Annotated in this window: 12 protein-coding genes and 2 pseudogenes; 6 read left to right on the top strand and 8 right to left on the bottom strand. The window is 35.3% G+C overall.

Annotated elements, in window-relative coordinates; all coding sequences use genetic code 11:
- Positions 1-94: 94 nt before the first annotated feature.
- From RCH13_RS00735 to RCH13_RS00765, 7 genes are all read right to left on the bottom strand, one after another.
- Positions 95-463, bottom strand: coding sequence for a response regulator transcription factor (locus RCH13_RS00735; RefSeq protein WP_326985294.1), 369 nt, complete (start codon positions 461-463; stop codon positions 95-97).
- Positions 460-3,162: an ATP-binding protein gene (locus tag RCH13_RS00740; protein ID WP_326985295.1), complete on the bottom strand. Its 2,703-nt coding sequence runs from the start codon at positions 3,160-3,162 to the stop codon at positions 460-462. Before RCH13_RS00740 ends, RCH13_RS00735 begins: the two co-directional genes overlap by 4 nt.
- Positions 3,155-3,349, bottom strand: coding sequence for a hypothetical protein (locus RCH13_RS00745; protein ID WP_326985296.1), 195 nt, complete (start codon positions 3,347-3,349; stop codon positions 3,155-3,157). The genes RCH13_RS00740 and RCH13_RS00745 overlap by 8 nt, the downstream gene beginning before the upstream one ends.
- A gap of 65 nt (positions 3,350-3,414) precedes the next feature.
- Positions 3,415-3,642 carry a DUF6814 family protein gene (locus RCH13_RS00750; protein ID WP_326985297.1) on the bottom strand — a complete coding sequence of 76 codons (228 nt, stop codon included), beginning with the start codon at positions 3,640-3,642 and terminating at the stop codon, positions 3,415-3,417.
- A 42-nt stretch (positions 3,643-3,684) separates the two neighbouring features.
- Positions 3,685-5,316: an MFS transporter gene (locus tag RCH13_RS00755; protein ID WP_326985298.1), complete on the bottom strand. Its 1,632-nt coding sequence runs from the start codon at positions 5,314-5,316 to the stop codon at positions 3,685-3,687.
- Between the two features lie 55 nt (positions 5,317-5,371).
- Positions 5,372-6,691 carry a hypothetical protein gene (locus tag RCH13_RS00760; protein ID WP_326985299.1) on the bottom strand — a complete coding sequence of 440 codons (1,320 nt, stop codon included), beginning with the start codon at positions 6,689-6,691 and terminating at the stop codon, positions 5,372-5,374.
- A 138-nt stretch (positions 6,692-6,829) separates the two neighbouring features.
- Positions 6,830-7,246 (bottom strand): IS1/IS1595 family N-terminal zinc-binding domain-containing protein, encoded by a 417-nt coding sequence (locus RCH13_RS00765; protein WP_326985300.1) that lies wholly within the window; start codon positions 7,244-7,246, stop codon positions 6,830-6,832.
- A gap of 313 nt (positions 7,247-7,559) precedes the next feature.
- Here RCH13_RS00765 and RCH13_RS00770 point away from each other — a divergent pair, with 313 nt between their 5' ends.
- The 4 genes and pseudogenes from RCH13_RS00770 (at position 7,560) to argH (ending at position 11,105) form a co-directional block, all read left to right on the top strand.
- Complete coding sequence (locus RCH13_RS00770; protein WP_442784613.1) at positions 7,560-7,721, top strand: hypothetical protein; 162 nt, start codon at positions 7,560-7,562, stop codon at positions 7,719-7,721.
- A 72-nt stretch (positions 7,722-7,793) separates the two neighbouring features.
- Positions 7,794-8,399 (top strand): acetylglutamate kinase, encoded by a 606-nt coding sequence (locus RCH13_RS00775; RefSeq protein WP_326985301.1) that lies wholly within the window; start codon positions 7,794-7,796, stop codon positions 8,397-8,399.
- A gap of 164 nt (positions 8,400-8,563) precedes the next feature.
- A pseudogene (locus tag RCH13_RS00780) lies at positions 8,564-9,713 on the top strand (M20 family metallo-hydrolase).
- A gap of 88 nt (positions 9,714-9,801) precedes the next feature.
- Positions 9,802-11,105, top strand: a pseudogene (gene argH / locus RCH13_RS00785) (argininosuccinate lyase).
- On the opposite strand, the gene RCH13_RS00790 reads toward argH, so the two are convergent.
- Positions 11,102-11,557 (bottom strand): Lrp/AsnC family transcriptional regulator, encoded by a 456-nt coding sequence (locus RCH13_RS00790; protein WP_326985302.1) that lies wholly within the window; start codon positions 11,555-11,557, stop codon positions 11,102-11,104. The pseudogene argH and the gene RCH13_RS00790 overlap by 4 nt on opposite strands.
- A gap of 242 nt (positions 11,558-11,799) precedes the next feature.
- Here RCH13_RS00790 and RCH13_RS00795 point away from each other — a divergent pair, with 242 nt between their 5' ends.
- The gene (locus RCH13_RS00795) at positions 11,800-12,696 is read left to right on the top strand and encodes an aspartate carbamoyltransferase catalytic subunit (RefSeq protein ID WP_326985303.1); all 897 of its coding nucleotides are present in this window, start codon (positions 11,800-11,802) and stop codon (positions 12,694-12,696) included.
- A gap of 109 nt (positions 12,697-12,805) precedes the next feature.
- On the top strand, positions 12,806-13,894 hold the full coding sequence (locus RCH13_RS00800) for a carbamoyl phosphate synthase small subunit (RefSeq protein ID WP_326985304.1): 1,089 nt from the start codon (positions 12,806-12,808) through the stop codon (positions 13,892-13,894).
- Position 13,895: the final 1 nt, after the last annotated feature.

Below are 13,895 nucleotides of genomic sequence, written 5' to 3' on the forward strand. Positions count from 1 at the left end.
ATTCGAGGTATGAGATGCGAGGTTCAAGTTTTGAAATTCAAGAGTTAGAATTTATTAACTGAATTTTTTCTTGTTACTCATTGCTCATTACCGATTACTTATCATTTAAAAGTTCTTCCACACGTTCTGTTAATTTTTTAATAGAGTAGGGTTTTGTGATATAATCATCGGCACCCAGATCCAACCCTTTTTTAATATCGGCTTCTCCTGTTTTTGCAGAGAGAAAAATTACTTTTGTTTTTGCTAAGTTTTTATTTTTTTTGATTTCAGCAAGTGTGGTGTAACCGTCAATATTTGGCATCATGATATCCAACAGGATGACATCTGGAACTTCTGTTTTCAAAAGTTCCAATACTTCGGAACCGTCTCGTGCAATAAATACTTCATAACCTGCTTTCTTAAAAGCATATTCCAAAGTCATGATTATTTTATGTTCATCGTCTGCGATTAATATTTTTTTCATATTTCTTTTATATTTTGATCATCTGCATTTTGTACAGATTCGTTGTTTGTAATAGGCAAAAAAATCTCAAACGTTACCCCAATTTCTTTATTTTTCACTTCAATGTCGCCGCCATGTGCGATCATTATTTTCTTGCAGATCGCTAAGCCAAGTCCGCTTCCTGCTGGCTTTTGAAGGTTTTGATTTTTGGACTGATAGAATTTTTCAAAAATGAACTCTAAATCTTCAGTTGGAATAATTTTACCCGTATTGAAGATGGAAATTTTCAACTGGTTTTCCTGATGCTGAAATTTGGTTTGAATCATTCCTTGCTCATTGGTGAACTTCAAAGCGTTTCCTAAAATATTTTGAAAAACCTGAATCATTCTTGGCTCATCATACTCGAAAATCTTCTCTTCTAAAAGATTGACTTCGGAATGGTGCAAACTTCTTTGTTCAAAAAGATGAAGCAAAGGTTTAATTGATTTATGAAAAGTTTGAATGATATTATTTTCTTGAATATTTAAAGGAATAGTACCGGTTTCCAGTTTATCCAAATAAAGAATATCGTTAATAATTTCACTTAATCGATCTGATTCTGAAATGATGTTTTCCAGGAAATCTTTCTTTAATTCTGCCGGCATTTCTTCATCATCCAAAAGAATTTCGCTCGTTGCACGAATGGCGGTAAGCGGCGTGCGAAGTTCATGCGCCACGCTGTCGAGGAAATCATCTTTCTGTTTGTCTTTTACAATGAGATTTTTATTGGCATTTTGCAGATCATCAGAAAGTTTCAGTAACTGCGAAGATTGTTCACTCAACTGTTTATTGATGGAAATATTCTCTTTTGATTCTTCTAAAATTTTCAAAACTTCGGGAAGCGAAATCTTATCTTCTTTTGTTACACTTTCAATTAAAATTTTTGCAGAAGCGGTTCCGATTCTTCCACTTAAAAGGTTTTCTGAAAACTTAATGAAACGGGAATCTGCGGTATCGCTATCATTGGTGATTTTATATTTTAAATTAAAGATTTTCAGGGCTTGTTCTGTCTTTTTCTCTCCGAGAAATTTTACCAAAATCTTTTGGATATCAGAAACGTTTGCGATTCCTTTCCATATGTAAGCGTTCTCGTGATTTTGAATATAATCATTGATGTCAACATATAATTCGGCATAATTTCTCTCGCGATAATTAGATGCGGTATTGGTAGAAATTAAGCTAAACAAAAGTCCATTAGCCAAAATACTCCAAAAGAAGATCTGTGCTATTGGCGATAAATAGGGAATATTAAAAAAGTTTAAAAAATTACTATTGTAAAAACTGCTTTGCTGAAATCTTTCAGAAAAACTTGGTAAAACCAATCCAAGATAGCAAATGATAATTCCGACTACAATCCCGGCGACTGCTCCGAAATAATTGCCGCGACGCCAGAAAATTGCTCCGAAGAATGAAGGCGCTAACTGTGCAATCAAAACAAAAGAAACCAAGCCAATACTGAATAAACTTTTACCCACCATTAAATATTTATAAAAAATAAATCCTGTGATAATCAATATGAAAATACTGATTTTCCGAATGTTTACAATGATTTTGGTATTGTCAACATCTGAATTGATTTTAAATTTATCTAACCAGCCATAAGGGATAATGATGTTATTTGAAAGCATAATCGAAAGTGAAATACTCGAAATAATAATCATCGAAATACAAGCGCTTAAACCTCCGAAGAAAACCATCGCGGCAATTGCGGTATTTCCAAATTTTTGTGGAATGAGAATAGAGTAGAGTTCAGGATTTACATCTTGACCGAAAAATAAAATCTTTCCGCCCCACGCAATTGGAAAGACGAAGAAATTGAAAATTAAAAGATATAAAGGGAATAACCAAATCGCAGTTTTAATATGTTTCTCCTTTCTGTTTTCAATAATTGCCGTGTGAAATTGTCTAGGCAAAAGGAAAATAGCGGACATTGAAAGCATCGACATTAAGAACCAATTGAATCCACCTTCTAAACCATTGAACGTATTTTTTGAGGCAAAGTCTGGTAGCTTTTCAGCTTGTTTGTAGATATCTTCGAATCCATTAAAAACGCCATAAACTACAAATATTCCAAGGATGACAAAGAAGATGAGTTTCAAGAAACTTTCAACTGCAACTGCAGAAATAATTCCTAATCTTTTTTCAGAAGCATCCACATATTTCGTTCCATAATAAGAAGAAAATAAGGCAATGATTATAACAACATACGTTGCCGAATCGTAGAGGATGTTGGAAGAATTATGGGTTTCTGTCAGTAAATGAAATGTTTCTGAAATCGCTTTAATCTGTAAACTGATGTATGGAATGATCGCAAACATACAAACCAACGCAATCAGAGCACTCAATGATCTACTGTTGCCATATCTTAATGAGATAAAATCTGCAATACTACTGATTTTGTTGACTCTCGAAATCCGGATGATTTTTGTATTGATATAAATCCAGGAAGGGATAATAATAATGGGGCCGATGTAGATCGCCATATATTCCAACCCTTGATTTGCGGCGACACCAATACTTCCGTAATACGTCCAAGCGGAACAATAAACAGCCAATGACAACGCGTAAACGTAAGGATTGTTCACCCAAAAGCTGCTTCTCTTCTTCTCTGCGAAATAGGCAACGAAGAACAGAAGTCCCAAATAGATGACGACCAATGCGAAAAGCAAATAACTATTCATTGTACTTTTTAAAGATGATGAAGGAACTGATGGAAGAGGCTGCCCAAACAAAAAAAATATAAACGTAAATGATCGGTAAGCCAAAGAATTTTTGAGAACTATTGAATAAAAGCAGAACCGGCGCATTGAATAAAATAAACAATGCAATACTTAAAATAACCAGTTTTTGTTGATGCTTTTTTTTCATTTTTAAATTAAATATAAAAACAACGGGAAACGAATTTCCCGCTATTTTTAATTCTAAATCTGTGACTACATATTTTTGTCTGCGAATTCTCCCTTAAAGGAATACCAACCGAAAATTCCTAAACCACCCACGATAATCGGCATCAGTACGGTGAGAATAATCCAGCCGAAAACATTGTCTTCCTGCTTCTCAGACATAATTTTAGGGATTCCGAAAACTGTTAAACCGTAGTAGGCCACTACCAACGCTAAAAGCATCCAGACTACTCCTAATATTTTTTTTACTTGATCCATTTTTTTGTTTTTTAAAGTTAATGAAATTTGAAAGATGATGTGTTAAACTACGGGATTTTCTGCCGGTACTTCTTCTACCAATTCATCCTCATCTAAACTTTTGTTTCTTGTTTTTAAATAAAGGGTTCCGATGACTAAACAGACTCCCGCGACGACGATTGGATACCATAATCCTTCGAGATACCATTCGGAATGGCCGGCATCTTTTCCAGAGACGACGAGATAAGTCGCAACTGCAGGAAGTAATCCTCCAAACACCCCATTACCAATATGGTAAGGCAATGACATTGAGGTGTAACGAATTTTCAGTGGGAACATTTCTACCAGGAATGCTGCAATCGGTCCATAAACCATGGTGACAAAAACAACTTGGATGAAAACTAGGGCAATGAGTAACCATCTGGTATCCGGATTCACCGTAATCGCTTCCTTGATAAGCGCTCCTTGCGGTTTTCCCTCGATCATGATAGGTCCAGTTGCTGCCCAATGAATGATACTATCTCTTTTCATCAAAGTTCCGTCCGTAAACACTTTTTCCTGGTGGTAAGTAATCATACTATCCGCTGGGATTTTTGCGTGAACTTTTACGGTTCTCTTTTCCGTTAAACCATTTTTCGCAATGACTTTGCTCTCAATGTTTACAGAGTTATACATGGTTTTATAGATTGGTCGGTAAGCGATAATCGCAAGCAACATCCCAATCATCATAATTGGTTTTCTTCCTACTTTATCAGATAGCCATCCGAAAAGGACGAATAGTGGTGTAGCAACAAAAAGTGCTAAAGCCATCATGGTATCTACTTGTGCAGATTCAATATTCATTACTTTCTGCATAAAACTCATGGCATAAAATTGCCCGGTGTACCAGATAACTCCCTGTCCCATTACGGCTCCAAATAAAGCCAGCAATACAAATTTGAAATTAAATTTATTTCCGAAACTTTCTTTCAAAGGATTTGTTGAAGTTTTACCTTCTTTTTTCGCTTTGGCAAACAAAGGGGATTCTGCCATATTCCGACGGATGACATAAGAAACACCAACCATTAAAATTGAAATCCAGAACGGAATTCTCCAACCCCAACTGTCAAATTCTTCTGGTGAGAGTGAAGTTTTGGTGACTAAAATTACAATCAATGAGATAAATAATCCTGAGGTTGCCGTCGTTTGAATCCAGGAGGTCCAATATCCTCTTCGATGAGGTTGCGAATATTCGGCGACGTAAGTTGCGGCACCTCCATATTCTCCACCTAAAGCCAAACCTTGTAAAAGTCTTAAGATTAAAACCAAAACCGGTGCAGCGTATCCAATTGTTTCATATTCTGGTACACAACCGATTAAGAAGGTTGAGAATCCCATGATCAGAAGGGTTACCAGGAAGGTGTATTTCCGACCGATGATATCTCCCAATCTCCCGAAGAATAAAGCACCAAACGGACGTACCACGAATCCCGCAGCAAAAGTTGCCAAGGTAGATAAGAACGCTGCAGTTGGATTATCTGCCGGGAAAAATTTGGTCGCTAAAACAACCGCTAAACTTCCGAAAATGTAGAAGTCATACCACTCAATCAAAGTTCCGAGAGAAGAGGCCATAATGACTCCCCAAATCGTTTTGTTTTTCTTTTTCTCCGCAACGTAAGCATCATGCTCCAATTGGGATGTAAATTTTTTGGCCATAATTTATTTGTTTTTGTTTTTTAAAAATTATTTAGGTCGATCAGAAAATCTTTAATTAAAATGAATACATCACTTTTACCATTGCGCGCAGGTTGCCAACATCTTTTATATTGTTTTGGGCTTTGGCTTCGGTATTTATATCACCCCATTTTGCAGCGGTATATTCGATTTCCGGAGAAACGTTGAATTTATTTTGTTTAAAATCAACTCTTGCAGAAGCACGCCATAAATCATTAATAATTCTTGGTCCAGATGCACCGCGGACATACAGATTTTTATATCCTGTATCCACACCATTATTTTTGGAATAACCAAAGAATAGTCCTGGAGCCACTTTTGGATTTGCACTTGCCACATCAATCCATGCAGAAGTTGTTTTGGTTGGCTGATAAGATTCCTGTCCGTTTGACTCAGTATAACCAGCAAAACCTCCGAGCATAACTAAGTGATACATGTTTCCGCCCGTAATTCCATAAAGTTTAGTGATAATTTTTTCATTGGCATATTTAAAATATCCAAAGTACATATCAGAGTTTACCGTTTCAGTAGATACTAAGCCAGCAGATTCGATCACCGGTTTTAAGGATTGGTATTCTGCACCAATTCCTGTCGTAACCGTTTTTGTTTTGTATTGTAATTGTCCGTGGAAAGTCGGAATCGAAGAATTAAAAGTCGCGCTGTTAACAGAAGCACCCGCCGCATTAGCAGTTTGAAATTCCCGATCTTTGTAGGCAACAATGCTTAGCGTTAAGTCTGGAGTAATTTTTTGTGCTACCTTAATTTGACCAGCCCAACCGAAAGGGTTGAACATGATTCCAGAATTAAAATTAGCAACACCAGGGAAAACATCAAGGATGACCGTGGGATACCAAGTTTGACCAAATGTCACCGAAGTTTTTGGCCAGCTTAATGTTGCAGTAGCATGGCGCAATCTCAGTAAACCCATACTTCCACTTCCAGATGCAGTTTTATTGAGCTCAGTGTTTCCAAAAAAATCAGCCTCTATATTTCCGCTTGCTTTTGCGCCCCAAACATCTGGACCTTTAAACCTAATTCCAACTCTGGAAGTGATTGCTAAAAAGTTGCTTCCTCCTGCCGCGTTGATGTCTTTTCCATTTGCATCTCGTTTTTCATCAAGTGGAAAAAGGTTGAGTTGAAATTCCCGAGAGTACGCAGATTGTCTGCTGTCAAAATTATATTCCGTGCGAACCCAACCATAGAAACTTGCATCCCATTCTTTTGGTTTGGCTTTTTCTGCCTCCAATGTTTCGATTCTTTTTAGAAGATCTTCATTAGAGGGAGTTTCCTGCGCCACTAATAGATTTGAAAAACAAAGAGAAGAAACGATTCCTAACAAAACAATTGATTTCTTCATAAATTAATAAGTTTTAGTTTGTTTTTTTGTTGAAACGAAATTGAAACTAAAAATTTGATTGAAGAAATTTAATATATATCGGTGTAATGAATATAGTTGCTCGTAAATTGTATTAAAATAAGATGAAAATAGTTGCTTTTATTTCTTAAATCTTTCCCATTTAATCATCATGTATTTATCGCCAAACTCTGTGATAACCAATCCTGAACCTTTCAAGTTCTCTTCCTTTGACATGTATTCAATTAGTTCAGTTTGTTTGAAGACTTTGTAAACTGGATGAAAATCAGAATGTGGCGGACGAGTAATATTGTATTTCTTGATCCAGGAACTGACCGTATTGTGCGATACACCAATAATTCTTTCAATCTCACGATAGCTCAAACCTTCCAAATAAAGCTGAAGCGCTTTCGTAACTACATAATCATCAATCTGTTTCCCTAGTTTTTTTACCGTGAAATAGTAGTTGCAGTCTTTACATAAAAACCGTTGACGATCTTTAATGATACCACTTTTAATGATATTTTTCTCGTTGCATTTTGGACAGGAATTTGGCATAACTATATCTTTTTAGCAAATATATATTAAATTAGCAATATTGTTGATTTAAATGACTAATATTTTAAAGCTATCTTATTGAAAGCGAAATGTAATTACAGAAAACCCTAATTCATTTCAAAATTCTGAAATGATTTTAGCAGTTATAATATCCTTAAATTCTGAATTGCTTGGTTTAAAAATCTTCTTAAATAAATTTAAACAGTTATTAATTATTGTTTAATTTGTCTATTAAAGATTGTTTATCCTAAATTTGCCCCTTTAAAAGTTATAAATACATGAAAATAGAAGTTTCTTCAGATAAACATTTGAAATACGCAGAAGAAATACAACTGGAAATTGCAGAGTAACTGCTTTCGGTGCGTGCAGAAAGAACGGTTCAGGCGCGAAAGTCATGCATTGTTTGCCAGTTCGTAGAAATGTGGAGTTTAGCGACGAAGTGATGGATAGCGAAAATTCGATCATTTATCAATAGGCGAAAAACAGAATTTTTTCAGCACAAACCGTTTTCAGTAAAATTTTAGATGAAATGTCTTTATCAAATTAAATGATGGTTAAGCAGAAATTATTTGTTGTTAAAATCGGCGGAACTTTAATTGATAATGAAGATCTAACAAAATTTCTTCAAGAATTTGCGAACATAAAAACATTTAAAATCCCGGTTCATGGTGGCGGAAACCTGGATTCAGAGTTAGCAGTGAAACTGAATGTTACTCAGCAGATGACGGATGGTGGAAGAATTACTGATCAAGAAACTTTGAATATTGTGACCATGGTTTATGCTGGAAAAATCAATAAAAATATCGTGACAAAACTTCAAAGTTTTCATTGTAATGCGATTGGGTTTTCAGGTGCAGATGGGAATTTGATTAAAAGCGAAAAACGTTTGATTATAACTATTGACTACGGTTTTGTAGGTGATGTTGATCCGAAAAGTGTGAATATTGATTTGCTTCAAAACTTTTTAGAACTGCAATTAACTCCAGTTTTTTCTGCGACTACGCATAATCAAAATGGCGTTTTGCTGAATACCAATGCAGATTCTATCGCCTCAGTTTTAGCGCAAGCTTTAGCTCGTAATTATAACGTAGAACTTTTATATTGCTTTGGTAAAGAGGGAATTTTGAAAGATGTTATTGATTCGAATCTTTGATAAGGACACGGGATCAATCGCAATATGAGCAATAAAATGCAGAAAGCAAATTGAATAAAGGAATTTTACCCAAACTCGAAAATGCTTTTTTAACCAAAGAAAATCAAGTCCAAAAGGTGGTTTTACTCCACGAAAACAAGCTACAGAATCAAATAAATGTCAAAATGAAGGAACTGAAATTAAAATATAGCCCAGAAGCATTATTATCGAACGCTACAGAATTACTGAAAAAAATTATCGCGAAACCATCTTTGAGTACAGACGAGTATAATGTGTCATTGGTCATCGAAGGTTTTTTCCATCGGCACCAAATCCGACCGAGCGTTTGAAAAATAATATTTGGGCAGTGAATCAATTTTTTGATGAATCAAAACCTTCGATTGTTTTGAATACGCATCACGACACGGTAAAACTGAATAAAACCTTCACTATTGATCCTTTTATTCCTATCGAGAAAGACGGAAAGATTTACGGTTTGGGCAGCAATGATGCCGGCGCTTCTTTGGTTTCTATGGTTCAGGTTTTTCTACATTTTTACGAAGCAGAAAACTTGTTTCACAATTAAATTATCGCTTTAACTGCAGAAGAAGAAATTTCTGGCAATAACGGAATTGATTTGCTTTTTCCGCAACTTCTAAATGTCGAACTGATGATTGTTAGTGAACCAACCCAAATGAATTTAGCCATCGCAGAAAAAGGATTATTGATTATCGATGGTGAACTGGTAGGAGCTGCGTCGCACGCTGCACATCCCAATGAATATAATGCAATTGCGAAATGCATGGTGGATTTACAGCACATTTTGAACTTTATATTTCCAAAGGTTTCGCCGTGTTTGGGTGAAGTGAAAGTTACACTTTCCGTTATCAATGCTGGAAGGCAACATAACGTGGTTCCAGAAAAATGCAATTTTACTTTAGATGTTCGGGTGACCGATGAATACAGCAATAAGGAAGTTTTTGAAATCATTCAGTCCGAAATGAAATCGAAATTAAATGCGCGGTCTTTCAGATTAAATTCTTCCAGAATTAATGAAAAACATCCGATTGTAAAAGCAGGTTTAGAAATCGGCAGAACAATTTACGGTTCTCCGACGTCTTCAGATCAGGCCTTGATTTCGTGCACTTCAATAAAAATTGGCCCTGGAGACAGCACAAGATCTCATACCGCCAACGAATTTATTTACATTAATGAAATAAAAAAATAGGAATAGAAATCTATATTAAAATTTTAAAAAAAAATATTATAAACCTGTTTTTTCACTGCTTACAATTGGACAGCCACGAAGTGGCGAAATGTAACAACATAGGGTGAAGGCCTATGAAAAATGGAAATAAATATTATCAAGCCACGAAGTGGCGAAATATAATTGCATAATGTGGAACGTTATCAAAAAGAAATAATGAAAAAAATTTGGCAAAAAGATAAATCTCTAACCGACCAGTTGGTCAATCAATTTACCGTTGGAAAAGATTTAGATTTCGATGATGGTTGGCGAAATATGATGTTTTGGGTTCCATCGCACATTGTAAAATGTTGGCAGAAGTAGGTTTAATTTCTAATAAAGAATTGCTGAAACTACAAACTATTTTAAATAAAATTTTAGAAAGCATCGTAAATAATACTTTCGAAATCGATTCTGAAGCAGAAGATATTCACTCTCAAACAGAATCTGTTTTAATTGAAAAATTAGGTTCAACTGGAAAAAAAATTTATACTGCCCGTTCAAGAAACGATCAGGTTTTATTGGATATTAAATTATATTTATTAGATGAAATTCGTGAAATTGGGGAATTAACGGATTCTCTATTTACCCTTCTAATTCGTCTTGCAGATCAGCATAAAAATTTTTTATTGCCTGGCTATGCCCATTTTCAAATTGCGATGCCGTAGTCTTTTGGATTATGGTTTGGCGCTTATGCTGAAGACTTGGTTGATGATGCAGAACTGCTTGTGTCGGTCAAAAATATCATCAATAAGAATGCACTGGAATCTGCCGCCGGTTACGGATCTTCCTTTCCAATTAATCTGGAAAGTACCACCTATCATTTAAATTTTAAAACTTTAAATTATAATTCCGTTTACGCTCAAATGACCCGTGGAAAGTCCGAGAAATTATTGGCTTTTTCGATGTCTGTTTTGGCTGGAACATTAAGTCGATTTTCGTATGCTGTGTGTTTGTATTTAAATCAGAATTTTGATTTCATTACTTTTCCAAAAGAATTTACCACTGGAAGCAGTATTATGCCACACAAGAAAAATCCAGATATTTTTGAATTGGTAAGGGCGCGTTGCAACCGAATTCAGTCTTTGCCGAATGAACTGATTTTGCTCACCAATAATTTGCCTTCTGGCTATCATCGGGATATGAAGTTGACCAAGGAAATCCTTTTTCCAGCAATAGATTCTTTAAAAGAGTGTCTGCAAATTTTAATTTACACTTTACCGAATATCGAAGTGAAAGAAGGAATTTTAGAAGATGAAAATTACAAATACCTTTTCAGCGTAGAAAAAACAAATGAAGAAGTGAAAAAGGGCAATTCATTTCGGGATGCTTACATTAAAGTCGGAAATGATATTGAAAATAATGAATTTGAATATGATACAAAAGATTTTAACCACAGTCATCAGCGAGGTATTGGCAATTTGTGTTTAGAAGAAATTACGCATCAAATCCATAAAATTTCTAGTAAATTGCTGGCTTAATCGATTTTAAATTTAGTGGTCTTTTTTACCTCATGTAAAGCAATCGAACTGTGATATTGCCAAATATTTGGCGAGTTACCGATGACATTAACAGCGAAGTCGTTGTAAGAGTTAATGTCCTTTGCGATAATTTTCAACATATAATCATATTCTCCAGAAAGACTGATAATTTCTTGTACTTCATCAAAATTTTTGATGTGAGATTCAAAATCTTCCAAAGTCAATTGAGATTGTTCTTTTAAACGGATGTTACAATAAACAATAATGTTTAGGCCCAATTTTTCTCGATTAAGGATGGCTACATATTTCTCGATAATATTTTGTCTCTCCAATTGTTTGATGCGCTCATAAGTAGGGGTGAAGGTGAGTCCAATTTTCTCCGAAACATCTTTCACCGATATGGTGGAGTCTTCTTGTAGCAAACTGAGAATCATTCGGTCTTTGGCATCCATAAATATTTGATTTAAACAAAACTATTAAAAATTATGAGATAAACGGCCTATTATAGGACAATTCTTTTAATTGTTGAAAAAACCATTTTCAGATTTCAGAAAAAATGATATCTTTGCACCTAATGAAAAGAACATTTCCATTAGACGATTTACATAAAGGCAGCAATGCCGATATTCACGATATTTATTAACACAACGAAGTCATTTTGACTTCGTTTTTTTTTGACTCAAAAACTAAAATTATGCTAAAAACCTCTGATTTATCCGTAGAAAAAATTGACAAATTACTCTTAGAAGCTGAAGAGTTTTCCAAGGGAAAAGTCTCTAGAGCGAAAGATGATATTTATGTTTCCAACCTTTTTTTCGAAGACAGCACCCGAACAAAAACGAGTTTTGATGTGGCCGAAAGAAGATTAGGACTAAAAGTAGTTCCCTTTGATGTCACGGCAAGTTCTGTGAACAAAGGAGAGACCCTTTATGACACGGTGAAAACCATGAAAAGTTTGGGTATTGATTTATGCGTAATCCGTCATAAACAAGAAAAATTTTATGATGAATTCAAAGGAATCGATATCGCTATAATTAACGGTGGCGACGGAACAGGAAATCACCCGTCCCAAAATATTCTAGATTTGATGACGATAAAGCAAGAATTCGGAGATTTTAAAGGGCTGAAAGTTGGGATTGTAGGTGACGTAAAGCATAGTCGCGTAGCAAATTCAAACGCTGAAGTTTTAAGAAAACTAGGCGCTAAAGTTTATTTCTCGGGTCCAGAACAATGGTTTGACGAGGGAACTATCATTAACGGAACTTATTTATCAATCGATAATTTAATTAAAGAAGTTGATGTCTTGATGTTGTTGAGAATTCAATATGAAAGACATGAAAGTGATGAACAGTTAAAACTTTCTCCAGAGAAATATCACCGCAAATTTGGTTTGACCAAAGAACGTGAAAAAGCGATGAAAAAAGAGGCGATTATTATGCATCCAGCGCCGATTAACAGAGGAGTTGAGATTGATGATGAATTAGTAGAATGCAAACGTTCTCGCATTTTTAAACAAATGGAAAACGGCGTATTCGCTAGGATGGCCATTTTGAAAACAGCTTTAGAGACAAAAGGATTTGAATTCGAGTAATGAAAGGAATTAAGAATTAACAATCAAGAACCAAGAACCGAGAATCAAGAGAAAAAGATGGAAAGATTATACATTAAAATCTAGAATCTTGAATCTATTAATAGTAAAAATGAAAAAGAAATTAATATTAGAATCTGGTGAAGTGTTTCATGGAAAAGGTTTCGGAGCCGAGCAGGACATTGAAGGCGAAGTCGTTTTCAATACGGGAATGACTGGCTATCAGGAATTGATATCCGATCCTTCCTATTGCGGACAAATCGTTTGTATGACCTATCCGCTCATCGGAAATTACGGAATTAATCGCGACGATTACGAAAGCATTGAACCGGCTATTAAAGGTTTAATTGTAAAAGAAGTGTGTGATTTTCCGTCCAACTTTCGAACTCAAATGGATCTGGATGAATTTTTTCAAAAACGAAATCTTTCCGGAATCTCTGGAATTGATACTAGAAGATTAACCAGAGTTCTTCGAAATTCAGGCGTCGTAAAAGGAAAAATAGTCAGTGAAGATGCTGATGAAATTAACGTGATTACAGCTTTAAAAGCGAGTGTTTTAGCTAGGGACCAAGTTGCTCACGTTTCTACAAAAACATCTTATGCAAATCCAGGAAGAGGTTTGAAAGTAGTCCTGGTTGATTACGGGTCTAAACTCGGAATTTTACGCGAACTCGCTCAGAGAGATTGCGATGTCATCGTGGTTTCGCAAGATACGACAGCGGAGGAAATTTTATTGATTAATCCCGATGGTGTCATGCTTTCCAACGGTCCAGGTGATCCGGAAGATGTAAAAGGTGCCATCGAAATGATTCAGAAGCTTTTAGGTAAAATCCCAATTTTTGGAATTTGTTTAGGACACCAGTTGATTGCTTTGGCAGGTGGTGCAAAAACCTTTAAGCTGAAATTTGGACATCGCGGTGGAAATCATCCTGTTTTAGATTTGAAAAAAAATAAAGTCGCAATAACTTCTCAAAATCACGGTTACGCTGTTGACCAGGAGTCTTTACATAATACTGATTTAGAGGAAACGCATATCGCTTTGAATGACCGAACTAATGAAGGTTTGAAACATAAAATTCATCCTTGTTTCTCGGTGCAATATCACCCGGAAGCAAGCCCAGGTCCAGAAGATGCGAATTATCTGTTTGATGAATTTATCGAAATGATGGAAAGTTTTATCTCTAAAAAATTATTAAATTAAA

Origin of the sequence: Chryseobacterium sp. MP_3.2 (assembly GCF_035984805.1) — a bacterium.
Lineage (GTDB): Bacteria > Bacteroidota > Bacteroidia > Flavobacteriales > Weeksellaceae > Kaistella.